General features: G+C 41.9%; 15 protein-coding genes. 7 read left to right on the top strand and 8 right to left on the bottom strand.

What is annotated here, in order from left to right; genetic code table 11:
• Positions 1 to 127: 127 nt before the first annotated feature.
• The 5 genes from D9603_RS05430 to D9603_RS05450 form a co-directional block, all read right to left on the bottom strand.
• Positions 128 to 874 carry a reprolysin-like metallopeptidase gene (locus tag D9603_RS05430; protein WP_128730562.1) on the bottom strand — a complete coding sequence of 249 codons (747 nt, stop codon included), beginning with the start codon at positions 872 to 874 and terminating at the stop codon, positions 128 to 130.
• Between the two features lie 187 nt (positions 875 to 1061).
• Positions 1062 to 1754 carry a hypothetical protein gene (locus tag D9603_RS05435; protein WP_128730563.1) on the bottom strand — a complete coding sequence of 231 codons (693 nt, stop codon included), beginning with the start codon at positions 1752 to 1754 and terminating at the stop codon, positions 1062 to 1064.
• A 480-nt stretch (positions 1755 to 2234) separates the two neighbouring features.
• Positions 2235 to 3122: a hypothetical protein gene (locus D9603_RS05440; RefSeq protein ID WP_128730564.1), complete on the bottom strand. Its 888-nt coding sequence runs from the start codon at positions 3120 to 3122 to the stop codon at positions 2235 to 2237.
• 87 nt (positions 3123 to 3209) lie between these two features.
• On the bottom strand, positions 3210 to 3704 hold the full coding sequence (locus D9603_RS05445) for a DUF6702 family protein (RefSeq protein WP_128730565.1): 495 nt from the start codon (positions 3702 to 3704) through the stop codon (positions 3210 to 3212).
• Positions 3701 to 6097: a M1 family metallopeptidase gene (locus D9603_RS05450; RefSeq protein ID WP_241651590.1), complete on the bottom strand. Its 2397-nt coding sequence runs from the start codon at positions 6095 to 6097 to the stop codon at positions 3701 to 3703. Before D9603_RS05450 ends, D9603_RS05445 begins: the two co-directional genes overlap by 4 nt.
• 479 nt (positions 6098 to 6576) lie before the next feature.
• On the opposite strand from D9603_RS05450, the gene D9603_RS05455 reads away from it, so the two are divergent.
• The 4 genes from D9603_RS05455 to D9603_RS05470 all read left to right on the top strand — a co-directional run bounded on the left by D9603_RS05455 (position 6577) and on the right by D9603_RS05470 (position 12431).
• Positions 6577 to 6816 (top strand): hypothetical protein, encoded by a 240-nt coding sequence (locus D9603_RS05455; protein ID WP_125251227.1) that lies wholly within the window; start codon positions 6577 to 6579, stop codon positions 6814 to 6816.
• An 81-nt stretch (positions 6817 to 6897) separates the two neighbouring features.
• On the top strand, positions 6898 to 8112 hold the full coding sequence (gene sbcD, locus D9603_RS05460; RefSeq protein ID WP_128730567.1) for an exonuclease SbcCD subunit D: 1215 nt from the start codon (positions 6898 to 6900) through the stop codon (positions 8110 to 8112).
• Positions 8102 to 11755: an AAA family ATPase gene (locus D9603_RS05465; protein WP_128730568.1), complete on the top strand. Its 3654-nt coding sequence runs from the start codon at positions 8102 to 8104 to the stop codon at positions 11753 to 11755. Before sbcD ends, D9603_RS05465 begins: the two co-directional genes overlap by 11 nt.
• A gap of 10 nt (positions 11756 to 11765) precedes the next feature.
• Positions 11766 to 12431, top strand: coding sequence for a class I SAM-dependent methyltransferase (locus tag D9603_RS05470; RefSeq protein WP_128730569.1), 666 nt, complete (start codon positions 11766 to 11768; stop codon positions 12429 to 12431).
• Between the two features lie 289 nt (positions 12432 to 12720).
• Here the strand turns inward: D9603_RS05470 and D9603_RS05475 are convergent, their stop codons facing one another.
• Positions 12721 to 13263, bottom strand: coding sequence for a hypothetical protein (locus D9603_RS05475; protein ID WP_128730582.1), 543 nt, complete (start codon positions 13261 to 13263; stop codon positions 12721 to 12723).
• 168 nt (positions 13264 to 13431) lie between these two features.
• Between D9603_RS05475 and D9603_RS05480 the strand changes: the two genes are divergently transcribed.
• From D9603_RS05480 to D9603_RS05490, 3 genes are all read left to right on the top strand, one after another.
• Positions 13432 to 13962, top strand: a complete 531-nt coding sequence (locus D9603_RS05480; RefSeq protein ID WP_128730570.1) for a lipocalin family protein — start codon at positions 13432 to 13434, stop codon at positions 13960 to 13962.
• Between the two features lie 188 nt (positions 13963 to 14150).
• A complete protein-coding gene (locus D9603_RS05485; RefSeq protein WP_128730571.1) occupies positions 14151 to 16073 on the top strand; it encodes an alkaline phosphatase PhoX in 1923 nt (640 codons plus the stop codon).
• A 62-nt stretch (positions 16074 to 16135) separates the two neighbouring features.
• Complete coding sequence (locus D9603_RS05490; protein ID WP_128730572.1) at positions 16136 to 17806, top strand: hypothetical protein; 1671 nt, start codon at positions 16136 to 16138, stop codon at positions 17804 to 17806.
• A 588-nt stretch (positions 17807 to 18394) separates the two neighbouring features.
• Here the strand turns inward: D9603_RS05490 and D9603_RS05495 are convergent.
• Together D9603_RS05495 and D9603_RS05500 are read right to left on the bottom strand one after the other, a co-directional pair.
• A complete protein-coding gene (locus tag D9603_RS05495; RefSeq protein ID WP_128730573.1) occupies positions 18395 to 18727 on the bottom strand; it encodes a DUF3325 family protein in 333 nt (110 codons plus the stop codon).
• Entirely contained in the window at positions 18727 to 20310 is a 1584-nt protein-coding gene (locus tag D9603_RS05500; protein WP_128730574.1) for a PepSY-associated TM helix domain-containing protein, read from the bottom strand. Before D9603_RS05500 ends, D9603_RS05495 begins: the two co-directional genes overlap by 1 nt.
• Between the last annotated feature and the right edge of the window lie 123 nt (positions 20311 to 20433).

Below are 20433 nucleotides of genomic sequence, written 5' to 3' on the forward strand. Positions count from 1 at the left end.
ATAGACCACTTAATTAAGAAAGTTGGTATTATTCATGGCTTTTCGTCTCAAGCCAATCAGGACATGCTTGTTTTACGCAATATCATTTGTCTCGCAAGCAGGCCCTAGTTGGTTGAGCTAATTGGTATTACTTAAAGTTTGCTATGCTCGTTTTTGTTGCATCTACTGTTTTCCAAGCAAACGCTTTACCAACGATGCCGTAAGGTTCACCGCCTACTGACCAATTTGGATTAGAGAAATAGTCATACTGCGTTGCATTACCAAATACATGTGGGTATGCCATAATACTAGCAAACTTGTCTTTTACACCGTAGCCCATACCATCGACATAAACACCGCCACTCGTATCACCTTGCTCACGCGAGTGAGTTAAGCCCTGATTGTGACCTAATTCGTGTACGAATGTTGTTGCGCCACAATCAACACCTGTAATACTAAACATACGGTCACTCATATATGAGTGCAGGTTACCTGTGCTGCTACTACCTTGCCCTACCCACGCTAAACCACAGGTAATATAGTTACCATCACGTTCACCAGTGCCAAGTACTGCGACCATGTCTGCACGCCAAGTATCACGCAGGTTTGCCACATAGCTACTGTTAGTCACAGAGTCTAACCACCCACTCGTTGGAGTAATGTTGTAGTTACCTAGGTTTTGTTTGCCTGCAAGACGTAGTTGTAGATCAATACCATTTTGGCTATACACTTGGTTTGTGAAAGCAATTAATTGGTTGATTTTTGTATCGATGTTTGATGTTGCAGCCGCTGATTGGTCAGTATATAAAATACCAATATCGACTGTAACTGCTGATGCGCTTGCTGATAGTGCGAGTGCTGTTGCCAGCGATGCTACCTTTACTGTTGTTTTCATTGTTTTTCCTTTCTTTTAGTGAACGTTATACCAATTTGCCATAATACCTACTCAATCTCAGTGCGCTAATCAGACGCGAAAAGAGTCTAAACTTTCTATTTAAAACAAATAGATAGAAAGTTTACCGTCAAGTTTTAGTTAAGACCCTCTCGTTTCAAAATAAAGCAGTTAAATAAGCAAATAGGTATTACTTTTTGGGTGTAAAAATATCTTCTTCTATTGAAACTAAGTCTTGTTTCGTGTCCTTGTGGTGATCATGGGGGTGAAGTTCTTCTTCTTGATGCGACCGATACAGATCTCGTTTCGCTGCAATCCAGCCGTATTGATCTTTGGACTCAAATACGTAATTCCCACTAGGTGCAGTAAGCTGACCGTAAACAGCGTCTTTGCCGACGGTTAATACTGTGGTGTGAAAGCGCCCATCTGCACCCGTTACTTTACCAAACACACTTTTGTCGCCATTTTCAGCTGAAGAAATTCCAGTTACTTCGGCAATAAATGACTCCTGCGTTTGTGGGATCAGCAGCTCAAAGTTATCGCCACCTTCGAGTTTTCTCAGCGATGCTAAATCAAACTCAATATAAGCTTCGTTCTTGAGATCTTTTGGCAACACTTTTGCGGCTTCGAGTACAGCTTTTGCTTTGTCTGATACTTTGTTTACAGCATAAAAATCACTGTCTTTGTGTTGTGAAGTTGCTTGTAAGTCTTTTTGAGACGTTGATGTGGGTTTTAAAGTTGAACTTATTTCACCACTTTGTTCATTGCTCTGAGTATTCTCTACTTGAATTAAATTTGTATGTGATTGCCCCGTTTCAGGCATCATTTTCCAAACAGCAATACCAATAAAACCAATAAGTAATGCAATAATCAGTAACCGCATAATTCACCACGACGACGTTAATAATTAGTGAAATACTATTCATGATGCGGGATCTTGATCAACTTATAATTTACGATGTTTTTTCAAATGGATTCATTAAGATTAAATATCTTCATGATATGTATACATATTTTTCATTAACAAACCTTTACAATGTGTGTGTTTTTATCATGTTGGATTTCCTTTTTGTCAAACAAATGTAACTAAAGTGTGTTGCGTTAAAGTGGTTGATTCGTTTAGCTTTTATTTCAGTATTTGATAATTGTATCTAGTGTATTTTTTTATCTTATTGATTTTTATGTTTAAAATATTTTGATTCATCTGTAATTTTTTTCATGAACAATGCGGGGATTTCTGTTCCTATTTTTAGTTCAGAACAGTTGCAATTTTCATGTGAAACCTCATTTCTATTTGCGTAGTTGAAAGCGCATTGACGCTAATATCAGAGTAGTGAGTTGAGGACTACAAACAAGCCTTCGGTCAATGAGGGGATATACATTGATGGATCGGTTGCCAAGTGAACCGTGGATTAAAAAGTGTATCTCTTGTATGGCCACTTAGATTTGGGTTGAGGAGTTTTAATACCTGCCTGTCCTCGAATTTTGCTTTGGTTATTGCCTCGCGAGTTACTGGGTGACTAAAAAATAGTTTGTTGAATGACCCATCATCAATGGCTTTTTTCAAGCCAAAAGAGAGTCGCTCTTTTAAACGTGTGTTATTTTTATTAACGAAGAAATACATGGCAGCGGGATAGCAAAATGCAAACTGAGGTTCTACTACTGCGTTATCTATGTGCGCAAGCTCGGTCCAGGGCTCATGCAGTGCCCTTGGAAATAACTCAAAACGTTTTTCCTCAAGCATCTTAGGTAATAATGTTGCAACGCTGGTAACAACATCAAAGCCGTTTTTTTCATAGATTGCGGTATCAGGCCAGTCAATGCCACTTCCTATGGTAAGGCTTGCCAACTGCACGGGGGAGTTGAGTAATGCTATGCTAGCTGCGGTATCTTTGTGAATGAGGAAAAGCCGTGCCCCCATCATCCCTTTTAGAAGCGGGATATACACGGTGCCTAAGTGTTGTTCTCGTTGAATAGATGTCATACTCCAGTGGACATCTAATAACTTCCCTTGTTCTAAAATCTCCAATGTCCTACCTTGAGGTGCTTGATCAAAGGAGTTTTCGATTAATTGATATGGGCCATATTGATCACGACTTTTATTAAGTGCCAGTCGCAACAGGGCGATATAATAATCTTGTTTAGGATCGGCAAATTCTTTGGAAATATTGTAGCGAACCACATCTTTTGCCACAGAAGTAAGAGGCGCTAGCAAAATAAAGATAAGTATATATACCACTGAGGCGTTCATTCCTTGCCCTCACTATCGGATAAATTTATAGTTAGTTTTAGTCTAGGATATTTACGGGGAAAGTAAAAAGCGCCGTAGCGCTTTAGGTTAAAATGTCACTTTGAGCCAGTCATCGCTGCCATCGAAGTGTAAGGACTTCACTTTTCCTTTACCTTCAAAATTAACTAGGTTCACCTGTTGCGGCCAGACATCTCTGAGTGCACCGTGACGCATATTCAGCGCAGTAATTGGTGAGAATAAAGGGGTTTGTTGGTATACCCAAAAAAACTGACCGTCGATTTCAGCACCCACTAATTGTAATGGGAGCGCTTTACCGTTAGTTGCTTTTAACTCAACTCGTTTACTGACATAGCTTGCAAAGTTATCTCTATCTTTTTGATTGTTAAAAATGTCAGCATCTTGACTAAAAAGGTGCTCAATTGCGTGCTCAGTGTCATGTAGGTAAAAGCGGTGCATTACTTCAATGTTTCCGCTTCGCTCATTAAATAACACAGTAGTGATTGCCGCTTTTAGTTGATGTGCATGACATAATGAAGACAGCATTAGTAGTATTAAAACACAGCTGAAATACCAGATCCTCATGGCTTATCCTCGTTTTCGTCAAGTGGTTTCAGTTTGGATTTTACATCTTGCATAATGTCACGATATACCTTCCCTTCACGGGCTTTCTTTTTATAAAGCTCCAAACGAGACTCTATAATCCGCCTCGGATAATGATTATTCTCAATGTCAACATCAGCGGTTTCCCAGCGCGGATCAATTGTGACTGATGCAAGTAACTTATCTTTGTCGGTGATGATTAATTTATTCACCGTTTTGGCATTACGGCGCCAAATTTCAGCTGGAATATATCGCGACTCTTTTGTCCCATCTTGATAGGTTAGCTCCAAGAGAATAGGCATCACCAGTCCACCTAGATTGCTAAAAGCGAGTACGTAATAATTTTTGTCTTCTTTGATTGCGCGCTCAAGGGTTCGCCTCTCCCAAGGTTTTAGTTCTGATAAGAACTCTTGATACTCATTGCGCTCTTCGTTCGTTACGGTGAACTGATCATGGTCATCGTAAAAGTCACGAATGTCTTTGTTTTTATCAACCCACAGCTCACGGCCTTCTTCTTGGTTGCGCATAACAAACAACGACACGGGCTTGCTTTGTTCAAATTCTCTTAGGCGATTAAAGTCTATGTCTGGATCTTTGGTATCCAAACGTAACTGATAGACTTTATCCAGTGAGATGTCGACGTGATCTGTACTATAAAACCAGCCGCGCCAAAACCAATCCAAATCAACGCCTGAAGCTTCTTCCATGGTTCTAAAAAAATCAGCTGGGGTTGGGCGCTTATACTTCCAACGCAGCGCATATTCTTTAAAGGCAAAATCAAATAGTTCACGACCTAAAATCACTTCACGTAATATGTTCAATGCGGCGGCTGGCTTGGTATAAGCGTTTGGTCCTAAATGTAGTACACTATCAGACTGAGTCATGATGGGAGATTGGTTTTCAGATTTCATGTAGGCTGCAATGTCTCTTGGCTCGACTCCCCAGGGGATGGTGGGATCCCACTCTCTTCCCGCCACGCCATCTAAGAAGCTGTTTAGACCTTCATCCATCCAAGTCCACTGGCGTTCATCTGAGTTGACTATCATAGGAAAGTAAATATGCCCAATCTCATGAATAACAACACCAATCAAAAAGCGTTTTTCAGCAAGTGAGTAAGTCCGGGTAGCATCTTTTTGTAGTGTAGTTCTTGGTCCGTTGAAGGTAATCATTGGATACTCCATTCCTCCAACAGGTCCATTCACTGACTGTGCGGTTGGATAAGGGTAATCAAATGAAAACCGAGAGTAGACCTCCATGGTATGGATAATTGCCTCTGTTGAATACTTTTTCCAAAGTTCCCCACCCTCTTTTGGATAAAATGACATGGCCATGACGAGTGGTTGCTCACTACCACCTTGCTGATAGCCTTTTGCATCCCACATAAACTTTCGTGAGGATGCCCAAGCAAAGTCACGCACATTCTTAGCTTTGAAATGCCATGTTTTAGTTTCATTCGTCGCGGTTTTTTCGTTGGCAACTGCCTCCTCTTCAGAGACTATAAAAACTGGGCGAGATGCTGTTTCTGCCTGAACTAGGCGTTGCTGTTGTGACTGGCTTAATACCTCTTGCGGATTTTCAAGCGCTCCTGTTGCGGCGACGATATGATCCGCTGGCACAGTAATTTCAACATTATAATCACCAAACTCTAGTGTAAATTCACCACTGCCAAGAAAAGCCTTATTTGTCCACGCTTCGTAGTCGGTATAGGCCGCAAGTCGTGGAAACCACTGAGCAAGTAAAAATATATCGTTACCATCTTTATCAAAATGCTCATATCCTGAACGTGCGCCGACGGCATCTTCTTCAACAATATTAAAGGCAAACGCTAAGTTTAACTGTGTTTCCTTTCCTGGTTTTAGTGGCTCGTTTAGGTCCACACGCATCAGGGTGTCTACAATGGTTATATTGAGCGGTTTATGGTGCCTATCTGTAACTTTTTCGATGATAAACCCTAATTCGTTATCATCCATAAATTGCTGGCGTCTGAGTTGATTGAGTGAAATTTTTGCAGGGTTTGCAACAGGATTACTCTGTAATTTATTCTCAAATGTGGTGCTGCGCTCTGCAATTGAGTCCATTTTAAAAATATTTTGGTCTAATTGTAGCCATAAATATTTGAGGGTATGGGGTGAGTTATTTTTATAGTGGATAGTTTGCTTCGCACTTATCTTTTTAGCCTTTTCATCTAAGTGAACATCAATATCATAATCCACTTTTTGTTGCCAATAGTGTTCACCTGGCTCCCCTGCTGCACTGCGATATATGTTGGGGGTGGGGAGTGTTTCGTCAAGTTGGCGGAACTTATCTTCGAAATGGCCTTTGGTCTGAGCAATCGCACTAGCATGCGCGACCTGTGATAAAGCCAGTATTGCCATCAAAGGGATGGCACGTGTTGATATTTTCATTATTATTTCCTGTTTTACCGTACCAAAACTCTGATCGATAAGTTCTATTTTTCAATGTTTTATATTATATGAATCCGAAGCGAATAGTGTGTCGACACGTGGTGATGAAGGCGCTCGGTCAATGCCAATAAGTTGACAAAGAAAAAACCAGAGATCAAAGTTTTGAGATAAAGTAACAAGTTCCGATAACCGATGACTTTCATACTTTTCAATTCTTTGTTTTTGATAAGGAAAAGTGGCAAATTAGGATAAATTAATTTGCATGCCATAAAGGTATTCTGCCAATTTATTGTCTACATTTTATAAATAAATAAAGAAATTAAAATTAGTTGTTGATATTGACCTAAGTTTGTCATTAAAATCGCGCACTTCACAATATTTGAGTAAAACTGGCGTTAGTTTTGCTCAGTACTAAATACCCGTTTAGCGAATCTAATGTGGTGAGCAGTATGGATTTCTACATACTAAAAAAACAAGAGAAGTTTGTTGCAATTCCTGCAGACGAACAGAACTGTAAAGACTATCTAGATGATGGCTATTTTTACGTTGATAAAGTAGCAGCATGTAATGAAAAATCGGCTATCAAACGTGTGCAAGATAAACACAGTCGCGTTTTGAAGCTGCCGGCAAAATTCTTTTTAGTCGCTCTACCGGTGATCATTTTTGCGTGGTGGCAATTAACTCGATAAGTAGGTAAAGCGCCAATATTCACAAGACGAATATTGCTTGACGATGTTATATTAGCGTTTCTTGAGAAAAAGGAACGCTAAATGAAGGTTTTACACACATCAGACTGGCACTTAGGGCAAACATTCTACGAACATGATCGGATAGAAGAGCACCAATGCTTTTTAGACTGGTTATGTGATGAGTTGGTCAAAAACCAAATCGATGTGTTATTGGTAAGTGGTGACATCTTCCACACTGCTACGCCGCCAGCTACGGCAGAAAAACAACTATATACTTTCATTCAAAAAGCCACTCAATTGTGCCCTGCGCTGCACATCATAATTATTGCTGGCAACCACGATTCAGCTAATCGTATTGAAGCTGCAAAACCTCTATTAACACTGTTCAACACACATGTAATTGGTCGCTTTGACAAATTAGCACCAGAGAAAGTGGTGATAGAGCTGACAGTCGCAGCCCAGCAACTACACGTCGTTGCAATGCCATTTCTGCGTAGTGCCGATCTTCCTAAACCCTCAGATGAAGAGTTTGATTATCAAACAGGTGTTAAACTCGCTTACCAACAGGCGATTGATACCATACCCAAACGCAAAGGCCCGGTTATATTGATGGGGCATTTGCATGCCAAAGGTGGCGCTATTTCGGAGGATTCAGAGCGCAACCTCAATATAGGTGGCTTCGACTCAATTTCAGCGGGTGTGTTTGGCGAGCAGTTTGACTATGTTGCATTGGGTCATTTGCATAAAGCGCAGAAGGTGGCAAAGCACGATGCGATTAGATATTGCGGCACACCCTTACCTATGTCTTTTTCTGAACGACATTATAGCCACCAAGTACTGTTGGCCGAATTCAGTGAACACAGGCTGGTGGCTGTAAATCCCCTTTACGTTCCACGCTTCAAAGATGTGCTTTATATTCCTGATACGGGATCAAAGCGTCTTCGCGAGTTATGTGAGGAAATCACGACAAACGATTTTAGCCAGTACGACAGTGCTCCTTATATTAGGTTAAGGCTTTCCTCAGCAGAGACGAGTAGTCGCTTTCGTGCTGAAATTGATGCTGTATTAAAAGGCAAAGCGATACAGTTTTGCGGAATTGAGCGTGTAACACAGGCGCGCGACACCGTGGAGGATTTGTTTGAGGACCTAGCCAAAGTAGAATCACTGTCTGTTACCAGTTTACTCGATATTGCATACAGAGAACTTGAGCCTGATGAAGAAAAAGCGCCTGTAAGTCTACACAATAAGCTTGCGGAAGTTATCGCTAACATGGAAGAGTTAAACGATGAAACTTGAAAAGATACAGATCACCAATCTTGCATCCATTGAAAGTGCTGAAGTAGACTTTACGAAAGCGCCTCTCAAAGATACCGGTCTTTACGCAATCACAGGTGACACCGGCGCGGGAAAAAGCACCTTACTTGATGCCATTTGTCTTGCGTTTTATGGTAAAACCGCAAGGTTAAAATCAGATGACAAAGAAAAGGTAGCGTTTAACGGCGACAACATAAAACTCAATGATCCCCGAAATTTGCTGCGCAGAGGCTGTACAGCAGGATCGGCATCGGTTGTTTTTGTCGCACAAGATAATAATCGATACCAAGTGGTTTGGTCTGTTGAGCGTGCCAGGAAAAGCCCAAAAGGCAATCTAAAACCGGCATCGATAGAGCTATTTCGTCTACCTGATATGACGCTGGTGTGCGAAAAGAAGAAAGACACTGAGCAAAAAATTGAACAGTTAGTCGGGCTGACCTTTGCCCAGTTTACTCGGGCTGTATTACTTGCTCAGCATGAATTTTCCGCATTTTTGAAAGCGGGAGGTGATGAGCGAGCGCAATTACTCGAGTGCCTAACCGGCACCGAAAAGTTCAGCCAGATCGGTAAAGCAATTTTTGAAGCGCATAAGGTAAAAAAACAAGAGTTAACTGCACTGCAAGAAAGGTTAGGGCAGATTGTCTTGTTATCAGCAGAGCAGCGTGCCGAGCTTAAAACACAAAAAGACTCACTGCTGACAAACAGAAATCAACTACAAAGCAAAAGCACTCAGTTTCACACCCAGCTTCAGTGGTTAGTTGATATTGAAACACGACAACAAAAAATTATTGATATTGAGCAGAGGTTGCAGCAACAAGAACAGCAACTGATACAGAGTGAACCGCAGCAAAAACACGCAGAGCAAGTACTCAAAGCGAATGAGATCCGAGATAATAGAGAGCAGCTAGAGCAAGTACAATTACGCCAAACAAAGTGCCAAACACAGCTCTCAGAACTACAAGAGCTAGAATTTGAGACTACCTTGGATACGTTACGAACACATGAGCAAGCGTTAGAATTGCAACTTGCTCAGCAGCAGGCGCACTTTACCCAGCAAGCGACAAAATTTGATGCAATCACGCAATTAGATGACAAATTAAAGTTGCATCGTGCTCAGGAGCAAGAAACTAAACCCATCATTGCAAAACACACTGAGTTGGCAGCTCAGTATGACTTTGAATTACAGCAGCAGCTATCGCAGCGTCAAGACATTGAGAGCGAACTTACCCAGCTTAAACAGCAGCAAGCAGGCTTACAGTCGGTTGCCAACATAGCATCGCAGTGGCACACAGTACTGCCTCAGTTTGAGGACTTACAGCAATTATTGTTACAGCTCAAGGAATGTACTTCGTTACTCGATAGCTTACCGGAGCAGCAGCAACAACTTGCGACGCGTTTACAGGAATGCCAAGTACAAGCACAAGCCCTAAACTCAGCCTATCTTACTGATGTTCAAACGCTTGAAGAGTTGAAAGCAAACTTAGCCCCGTTAACGGCTCGAGACTTAACTCAAGATATGCAAAACTGGACGGCGTGTGTTCAAGCGCACAAGAGTATCAATGAAGGAGAGGCACTTTTACATCAACTGCGCTCGCAGCAAACTCAACATCATATTGGTTTAGAGCGATTAGAATTACAGATAAAAGATACTAAACAGCAGGACGAACTTTCAAAACAGCGCCTAGCACTCACCCGAGATAATTTAGAACAAGTGCAACTCAGAGCTAGTGAGCGGATCAGTGACTTACGTTCACAACTCAAAGCCGGCCAAGAATGTATGGTGTGTGGTGCAAAAGAGCACCCCTATGGTGTTGAGCATATTGATACACATTGGGAGCAATTATTGCGGGACTTTCGTGCTCAATATCAGGCTGCGGAGCAAGCTCGCGAACAAGTGTTGCAGCGGTATAATCAACAAGTGGGTGAAAAAGAGCGTGAGAATGCGTTGTGGCAATCTGTGAACCAAGAGATTGCTCATTGCACTAAGCAGATTGATGAAAGTCGCAAATATTTAGAGACGTTACCGAACAACTATCAGGTAGAAAACGCGACGCAAGCCGAACAAAAGTTACTCCAAATTCAGTCTCAGATCGCTGAATTAACACGCTTGAGAAGCCAGATAGACGAACAGTGGCAACATGTTCAGCTGTCGCAGCAAAGACTTGAGAAAGCTAAAGATCAAGAGCAGGCGATACAGCAACAGCATCATGACCTAGATAATCAGATCGTTCATTTACGTACTGAACATGAGAAACTTGTGCAAAAGTCCAAATCATTAAGAGACAGGTTAGCGTCATTAATTGATGATAAACAGTGGTGGCAGCAATTTGATTTATCATGCAGTACCGGTTTGGCTGAGTTGGAAGCGCGAGTACAACGTTGGCTTACCACCACTAAGCGCTATGATGAGCTGTTACAAAATCAAGACAGTTTGACGCATCAGTGCAATTTATTGGCACAGCAAAAGCAAGACGAAGCGCTGAGGCTAGCTGAGTTGGAAGATGTGCTACAGCAGCATCAACAGCACATACAAGATATTGTGTGTGAAAGGCAAAAGCATCTACCATCACAACATTCGACATTAGATGAGTGGGTTACTGCGTTAAAATCGCAGCAAAATACGACCCAAGAATCGCTCATACAATTGCGAGTTGACATTAGTCAGACGGAAGCTAAACGTGAAAGTGCCTCACAAGCTAAATCACAATTGACAGAGCAACTTGCTGAGTACGGCGAACGTGTGCAGCAGCTAACACAGCGATTTGAACACTGGTTAAATGAGAATCGCTTAGAACATGCACAGGTATTAATATTACTCGATGCTTGCTCAGAGGAGGCACGTACCGAGTTGGAGCAGTATCATCAAATCCTGCGTATGTGCGATGACACAAAAATACTTTTGTCACATCAACGTGAGGAGTTGCTACAGCTACAACAAAAATTTCCTGACGGAATAGATAAAGAGTGCGTGCAGGCTGAGCTTGAGGTGAGCAACCAAGCACTCGAGGAAGTACAAAATCAATTACTACAAGTGCAGAGCACTTTGGAAATTGATACGCAGAATAAACAACAATTTTCAGACCAAGCAACTATTTTGGCTCAGCTGCAAGAAGACTATGAGCACTGGCATTTACTAGATAAGTTACTTGGCGATGCAACGGGCAAAAAATTACGCAATTGGGCGCAAACACAAACATTAAAAATATTATTACAGTACGCTAATCAACAACTTCGGACACTGTCTAGACGCTATCTGTTGACGACGATTGAGCAGTCATTAGAAATCGCGGTAATAGACAAGGACATGGCGGATGAGCAGCGAAGTGTCAATACGCTATCAGGCGGTGAGTCGTTTTTGGTGTCGTTATCTTTAGCTCTGGGGCTTGCTGCATTATCTTCCAATCAGGTGAGTATACATTCTCTATTTATTGATGAAGGTTTTGGGACATTAGATCCAGAAACACTGGGAGTCGCGATTGACGCGTTAGATGCGCTGCAATCTCAGGGGCGTAAGGTTGGTGTGATCTCACACGTAGCGCAAATGAGTGAGCGGATCGCAACGCGGATCCATGTCGATAAGCAGCCTGGAGGCTATTCATCATTACATTTGGTACCACAAACATAAGGAAATTTGGATGCCGACTTTTACGGGCGACGAAGCCCAAAACTACGACTCAAGAATCACTAAACTAGTACCAGGTTATGAGTTACTTCATCAGTTAAGTAGCGCTCAATTATTAGCGCTCTATCCTGATGATGCGACAATTCTGATCGTTGGTGCTGGAACAGGAAAGGAAGTGGTTGAGTTAGCAAAGCTTAACCATACGTGGCGTTTTATCGCGCAGGATGTATCTGCTGATATGCTAGAAATAGCAGATCAATATTTTACTAAGCTGAAAATCAACTCACGTGTTCAACTTCACTATGGTGCGCTTTCGCCTTCGGCCTATCAAGTTGATGCTGTGCTGTGCTTATTGGTGATGCACTTTGTGAAAGACAATGGCGATAAGGCTCGGTTATTTAAACAAATGAGTGAGCAGCTAAAACCCAATGGTCACCTTTTTATTGCTGATTTGGAGAAGCCGGTGACGCCCTTTGAACGTGACGCACAGCTTATCGCTTGTAAGCAACTGGGGCTATCTGAGAAAGGTGAGCAGCACATGCGAGTCAATTTAGAACATGAGTTTTTTCCAGTCGATAAAATACGCTTAGCGGAATTACTCGATGCAGCAGGGTTTGGGGTCGCTAAACCCTATTTCAAGGCACTTGGTTTTTCAGGTGTTGTTGCAACCAAAAAATAGAGCAAGTTTTTACCAAGTCTACTACCAATTTGCTTGCCTCAAAATAGACCACTTAATTAAGCAAATTGGTATAAGTGGTGTTAGTAAAATATTGATCTAGATTGCTCGCTTTCTGTTGTTTTATCCCATATTTCGACGTTAAGAAGCCGATTTGTAAGCAATATAACTGCTAATTGGGTTAGTAAAATGATGATCTGATACTAAAGCGCTTTACGTTAGATCACATTTTTACCTAGTAAAAATGTGATCTAAGAGTGTGAAGTTAACGTCAATGATGGCAGAAATGAGCTTAGTTCCCCTTAATTATCTTTGCTAACCTATTGATTTTTATATTACTTAGCTGGCGATAGTCTAAAAATGGTGAAACGATCAGGTTTAACTCTGTATCTACTGCAAACTCATCATCTAACCATATCAAGCTGTTAGTAAAAATCTGATCTTTCAATAGCGATTTAGCATATGTTCGCCCTGCAATTATATGCCAGTTGTATGATTTTATTGAAAAATCTGGTGGTGAAAAGAGTAGGGCTTCTTGGCTTGAGGCTTGTAATAAAGCGCTATCTCGATATGACTGCCAACTTGGGAAGTTAGTAATATTGTGATCTGGCAACTGAGCAGCGAACAAAAACTTGGCAAAAACATTAAATATTTTCCGCCAGCCATTACCACATTGGTTGTTGATATAATCAATCTCTCCACCCTCTAGGGGTATGATTTTACTGATGTTCTTATAGGAAAGTATGGCTGGTGGATGTTCAATATAAAAGGCAACATGACCTGTCTTTGCACCAAAGCCACGAGTTAGTATTTTTTTGTTTTGTGTTGTATCCATGGGGCATTGCTGAGATAAATTTTTATAAGTGTAAAATAAATCGGGAAAAATTGGCATGCTAAACGGTAAATCACTACTTTCTTTACATACCAAGTACTAATTATATTTTGATCTAATCTACAACATTAATAAGCGCGTATGATTAGGATGACAAAATTGGAGACAATAATGAAATTAAGACAGCTACTTTTGGGTGCGATCGTGACCATATCGATGGCGGCCTGCACCGGACTGCCAAATGGAATTGAACCGGTCAAAGAATTTAATGTTGAGCGATACCAAGGTACTTGGTACGAAATTGCAAGGTTGGATCACGCATTTGAGAGAGGAATGCAAAATGTTACCGCGACTTACAGCCAGAATTCGGATGGCTCTATCAAGGTTGTTAATCGGGGGTATGTAACAGAAGAGCGAGTGTGGAAAGAAGCGATAGGAAAGGCCAAGTTTGTTGCAAATAAGGAAATAGCGCACCTTAAAGTATCATTTTTTGGACCATTTTATGGAAGCTATGTGGTATTTGAATTAGATGAAGACTATCAATATGCTTTTGTAACAAGCTATAACCGAGATTATCTATGGTTACTTTCAAGAACTCCGAAAGTGTCTGAAACCGTTATAAATAAATTTAAAGCGACATCTGATAGATATGGCTTTGACACTGAAGCACTTATTTATATGGAGCATGAAGCAATAGAGTAAGAGTAGTGTAAACCCCCTTTACAATCAGTACCCTTTTTGGGTTTTTATTTCAATGGTCGTGAGACAACGGCCATCGTGTCTTATTCCTGTAGGAAATGGTTAATAAATCATTCAGTCAACTGTAACAGGAACACTTCACACTGTTGCACGCTTTTCAAAACAATAATACTTAGGAACTGGAGTAACTCATGAAGCGTGTAGCATATTCTTTAATAGCAGCGGCAGTTGCCATGGCACTGACAGCTTGTGACGGTGACGATGGTGCGCAAGGCGCCACGGGCCCGAAAGGTGAGCAAGGAACTGCGGGTCAAGATGGAACAAATGGCACCAATGGTCAGGATGGTGTCGATGGCACTGATGGCACCAGCGGCAAGGACGGTGTGGATGGTACTGACGGTACTGACGGTACGGATGGTCGTGACGGTAGTTATAGTGTTCCTGGTCTAGTTCGTATCGCAACGGTACCAGCAGGTGCAGAGGTAACGGGTCTTTTCCTCTCTCAAGGTGGTGATTTATTCTTTAATGTGCAACATCCAAATGACACAAACACTGAGACAGATAACTTTAACAACACGCCTTTTAATACAGGTACAGTGGGTGTCCTCACAGGTGTGAATTTTAATAACTTGCCATCTAATATACCCAGTGCTCCAGTACCTGCATCAACCATGGAGCAACAAACGGTGGTTTCTGCAATTGGCCAATACCAAATTTTGGGGCAAACAGGTGATAAGTTCTCGCAGCTAGGTGACAAAGGATTAGCTGGCGGTCTTGGGGTACATTACAGTATCTCCACAGGTGAAGAAATCATTAAAAACGACAATCCTGATTTTAATGGCTTTATTCCAGTAACTGCGGATTCTGGTTACCTGTTTACAAATTGGGAAGCCTACCCTGGTGGCGTAAGCCGTTTAAAAATGAGCAAATCGACAACTGGTAAGTGGTCAATTGAAGAAGCAATGATGGTTGATTTTGATGGTGTTAAAGGCACTGCGGCGAATTGCTTTGGCTCAGTTTCTCCTTGGGGAACTCCGCTAACTTCTGAAGAGTGGATTGTATGGTCCGCGGTTGATACGACACAAGATCCACAGTGGAATAACCCTGCCGAAACAGGGAATGACACGATGGAAGCGTTGACAGCACCTGACTTTCCTAATCCATATCGCTACGGCTATATTGCAGAGATCCAAAACCCGACAACAGACACTCCAGATGTGGTGAAGCACTTCACAATCGGACGATATGAACATGAAAACTCAGTCGTGATGCCGGATCGTCGCACTGTTTATTCATCACAAGATGATACCGGTGGAGTATTGTTTAAGTTTATTGCCGATCAACCTGAAGATTTAAGTGCAGGTGTGCTATATGCGGCAAAATTAAAGCAAGATAGCGGATTGACAGATCCTGCTGTTACCGGGTTTGACATCTCTTGGGTGGAGCTTGGCCGAGGTAGTAATGCGCAAATTGAAACTTGGATTGCTGAGTATGATGGTATTAATACATCAGACTATGTGGAAGGGCAAACAAGCTACTTGTCTGTTGCGGACGTTAAAGCGTGGGCGACAGGGGCTGCAACCTATCCAACCATAGAAAATGGTGGCGGCAAAGTAACAGCTGGTAAACCTATGGATAACAGAGCTATTTTCCTTGAGTCACGACAAGCTGCACGTCAAAAGGGCGCAACGGCTGAATGGCGCAAGCTTGAGGGCATTAGTATTAATCATAACCGCGTTTTGGAGGCTGTAACCGGACAAGATGTGGTGCCTGGAGAAGTCGTTGATAAAGCGTATATGTATATCGGGATTGCAGATATAGATAAAACCATGATTGATGGTGAAGGTGATATTCAACTTTCAGCACGGGTGAAAGATTGTGGCGGTGTATATCGAGCACATATCGACAATAACTATAACTTAACACGTATTGAGCCAGTTGTGATGGGATCGACGTACCGCTCTTCACTTACTGGTGCTGAGCGCTGTGATGTGAATCAACTCTCACAACCTGACAACGTGATTGTGATGGAAGATGGTCGCATCATTATCGGTGAAGATGGCTTCCAAGAAAACAATACGCTATGGCTTTATGATCCAAAGCAAAATAACTAAATAGATGGCAGTGCATTTATCGATGCACTGCATTTTTTTGTCCAAATTTTGGAGTCATAAAAGTGAAATACGTTAGCCTTTTTACCGTACTTTTTAGTTGTATTAGCATAGTTGGTTGCGATAATGAGCAACCTAACATAGTGAACAATACGTTGTTAGAAGTAGCGCAAGCTTCGCCACCTTATCAGCCAGGAGATGATATTCCCGCTACTGCATATATGGAACATAATGAAGTTTATAACCCTGAATCAGTTATCCCACCTCAGTGTTACACAAAAACAGATGGCGTGAAGAACCCATGCTACGCGTGTCATCAGTCATACGACGATAAAAGTAGGCCGAACATGATGCGAGATGCAAACTTACAAGGTGCCTATGAGTTTTCTGATTTGGGGTTCAAAAACCACTGGAAAAACTTGTTTATAGACCGCTCTGAACTTATTAAGCGTATTTCAGATCAAGATATTACTAACTGGGTTAATCAAGACAATTACACACCTTTTATTGAAAAGCTTAAAAATGACCCGAGCTGGAAAGGCGAAATAACACCAATCAAAGATTTGGCATACCCAGATAAAGCATTCAATGAATTAGGGATAGCGAATGACGGTAGTGGTTGGGTGGCATTTAATTATAAACCTTTTCCTAGCACCTTTTGGCCAACCAACGGCTCAACTGGGGATGTAATGATAAGGCTTGCCGACGCTTTCAGAGAAAAAGGTGATACGTATAACCAAGATGTGTACTTAACAAATCTGAGTTTAGTGGAGATGGCTGTAAAGGGGCTTGACGAAATATCTACGCCCTTAATTTCAGAATTGCGAGTTGGTGAGGATTTAAATGGCGATGGCAAAATAGCCCAAGTAAATAAAATAAAACGCCGCCTACATTATGTTGGAGATGCGAAGCACATTCAACTTGCCCATCAGCTGTACCCAGAAGATACTGAGTTTTTGCATACTGTTCGTTACATAGGAGTAGACGATAATGGGCAGATATTTAACGCGCCCAGAATGAAAGAAGTACGCTATATGAAAAAGCATAACTTTAAGTCAAAACAATCTTTGGGAGCCGCTTATTATCGTGAAGCAAAAGAGAAGTCTTTTGAAAACTACCCTCAAACACTTTACCTTGGTGATTTAGGGATTAACAACAACTTCGGCTGGACCATTAACGGATACATCGAAGACAAGTCGGGGCAACTTCGTCCGCAGCATGAGCAAGAATTAGCGTTTTGTAATGGCTGCCACAAGACGATCGGCTCTACGTATGATCAGACTTTCTCGTTTGCGCGAAAAGTTGAGGGTAAGCTTGGTTGGGGTTATATCAATTTACACGATATAAAAGATGTGCCAAATAAAGGTGAAGTACAAGGAGAGTTTTTAACTTATATGATGCGTGTCGGAGGAGGGGATGAGTTTAGGCAAAATCAAGAAATGCTAATGCGCTGGTTCAACAAGGATGGCTCGCTAAATACAGAGAAAGTGAATGCTATTGAAAATATATATGAGCTAATTACACCTTCAAAAGCGCGTGCATTGGCATTGAATAAAGCATACTTGACGATTGTGCATGAGCAAAGCTACTTATTTGGTCGCGATGCTACCTTAGTGAAAGCAAAAAACGTGCTTGAGCAAGTTGATGACTCGCAGCAACCACTCGCCCCCCAACACCGATATGTTTGGGATATGCAGTTAGACTGGAAGGCAACAACCCAGCATGGCTCACGATAAAAAGGGCACTCATTTCATAAGAGTTAAGCGATACATTGTGAGTTTACTCTAGTACGTAAGCTTCGCAGTAGCCAATGACTTCAGCCGCTGTTATTCCTCAATATCGTATCGGTGGAAATAATAGCGGCTTCAAGGCCTATCATTACTCCCATCATGTATTAGATCGTAATTTTACTAACTGAGTTGGACAGTGGCATTAAAGTTAACTTTCACCATCAGCTTTTCAATTACCTAAAATAGACACGCTAGATAAAGAAATAATATGCTGTGAGTTTAAAAGCCATGAGTTAGCACATCCCTCATCTCTGTTGGTTTGTAACTTTAGGGCTATGTTCCCTTGTTTGGATCAGATTTTTACTAAGCTAATGCAAAGAGAAAATATATAGATCATATTTTTACTAACTAACCAATCAAAAAGAGCGAATTGGATCAGAATTTTACCAAGTGTATGTGGTTTGAGTTAGTAAATTTGCGTCTTGAAGTGGAGTGCTGGCGATATTTTGTTCTAAATGTTGTTCTTTCAAAGGGTTAACTAAGAAACCTTAGTAAAATAGTGATCTGAAAAGGGCGCTGCAAGCAGCGCCTTAGTTAAATAATGATCCAATATAGTGAGCACAATACGATGCTAAAGCTCACTAGGTAAAATAGTGATCTGAAATAGTGAGGCTTGGTTGCAAAAATAGCCACCAGTAGCAGCACTGCTACTGTCATGTAACCAATAAATTGTACGCTACCATATGCGCCTTGAGTTACGATTGACAGTATCAGGCTGCCTATAAGACAAAGCCAGCTGGCAATATTTAAGTGACTTGTTATATTACCTTTTGGGCGTTTGCCTAGTACTTCTTTATAGTGGTTGGGCTTCGCTATGGCAAATCCCATAAAGGCAAGTAGACAAAATAAAAATATCAGCCATTGCATCAGATCTTAACCTCGCGTTGAGAGCGGCGGGAGGGTGCTGCTGGTGTTACTTGGGAGCGACCTAACTTCCTAGCTTGCACCAAAAAGCTTACGGCAATACCAATAGCCAGTGCGTCAAAACCAAATAATACCCACTGTTTATGTATTAAATAACTCACCAAGTTCCCTTCAATCGTGAGCATGGACACTACAGGAAGTCCCGCCCATGCGAGCGCGTTTACTTTAGCCGTCAGTTGCCAGGCTAATCTATCCGATTTGTAACAGGCAGCGATGGCAACGATAGCCCAGACAATAAAGAATACGAGTACCTCTTTGTCTGCGCGTGCAACAAGCTCCGTGGGTAATAAACGATTGGCATAGAAAAATGCTGCCGTTGCCGCTGGTAGACCCATTATTGTACCTAAGTTTAGAGACTCTACCAGTTTAAGGCCAAAGCCTGGCTTTTCATCTCTCTTAAGCTTTTGGCGTAGCCGCTTAGCCCACATGACAGCACCTGTTGCTATCATTACGCAGCCTGCGAGTCCTGCAATAAAGTACAGCCATCGCAGGGTCGGCTCTGCCAACCGTCCTGTGTGTAGTGCTATCATGCCGCCGTAGAGGTTTTCTGCACCAGATAAGGTGACATTGTGTGTTTTTAATAACTCACCAGATGCGGCATTGTACATCCAGCTCGGTGGATCATCCTGTACAGCACGCCCCGCGTTGGCATAAAGCTTTATAGTTGCGCTTGCATCGTTTGGTGATGAAATAACGATACGGCGAAGTGGCGCATTGCCTGAGTTAGTATAATAGTGATCCAATGCTTTATTTAACGCAAGCTCCTGAAGCGGCTGCCCTGTAGCAGGTGCTGTCGCAAGTAGAGGATAGCGCTCGGCTCTTAGCGTTTGTTTGTCTTCATAGCGTTGCTGCGCAGGTTGTGGTAACAACATAAAAATTAGCGTAACCAAACCGGTGTAGGTGATCATTATATGAAAAGGTAAAGCAATAACGGATGAGACATTATGTGCATCTAACCAACTTCGAAGACCTTTTTTGCTTCTAAATTGAAATAAATCCTTAAAAATACGCTTATGGATCACCACACCAGAGATTAGCGCAATCAGCATGAATAAGGTCGCGAAGCATACAATCCACCGTGCGGTTATTGCATTCATATAATGTAAGTCGAAATGAAGGCGATAGAAGAAGTTGCCTCCTTTTGTATCTCTAAACTCAGGTAGCGCATCTAACGTGATCGGATCCAAGTATTCTGAATGGCGCTTCCCTCTTCTTTCTCCTTCTTCGGGTTTCTCAGAGTACATAAGTAAAAGGCTCGGGCGGCGCTCGGTTGGCAGTTCTATACGCCAAGATTCGGCTGTGGGAGCAATGTGTTGAAACCGTTCTATGCTTTTTGTAACGGTTTGCTGTTGAAAAGCATGGTTATATTGCGGTAAATGATGTGTCGCTGGCTGCGCCCATAAGCTAATTTCATGTCTGAAAAAACTTGCAGTCCCAGCAAAGAAGATTAAAAATAGCAACCAACAAACGAGTAAGCCAACCCAGGTGTGTAACCAAGTCATACTACGAAAAAATGACTCCCTCACAGCTTGCCTCCAAGCAGTGTCAACGTGCCGTAAAGAATACAAAGTACTCCAATCATGCTAAGCAATACCTTTCTAAAAGAGCGGCATCCGAATACCCATATAAAAGTGATAGGATAAAAAAGA

Source organism: Pseudoalteromonas sp. PS5 (assembly GCF_004103255.1).
GTDB lineage: Bacteria > Pseudomonadota > Gammaproteobacteria > Enterobacterales > Alteromonadaceae > Pseudoalteromonas > Pseudoalteromonas peptidolytica.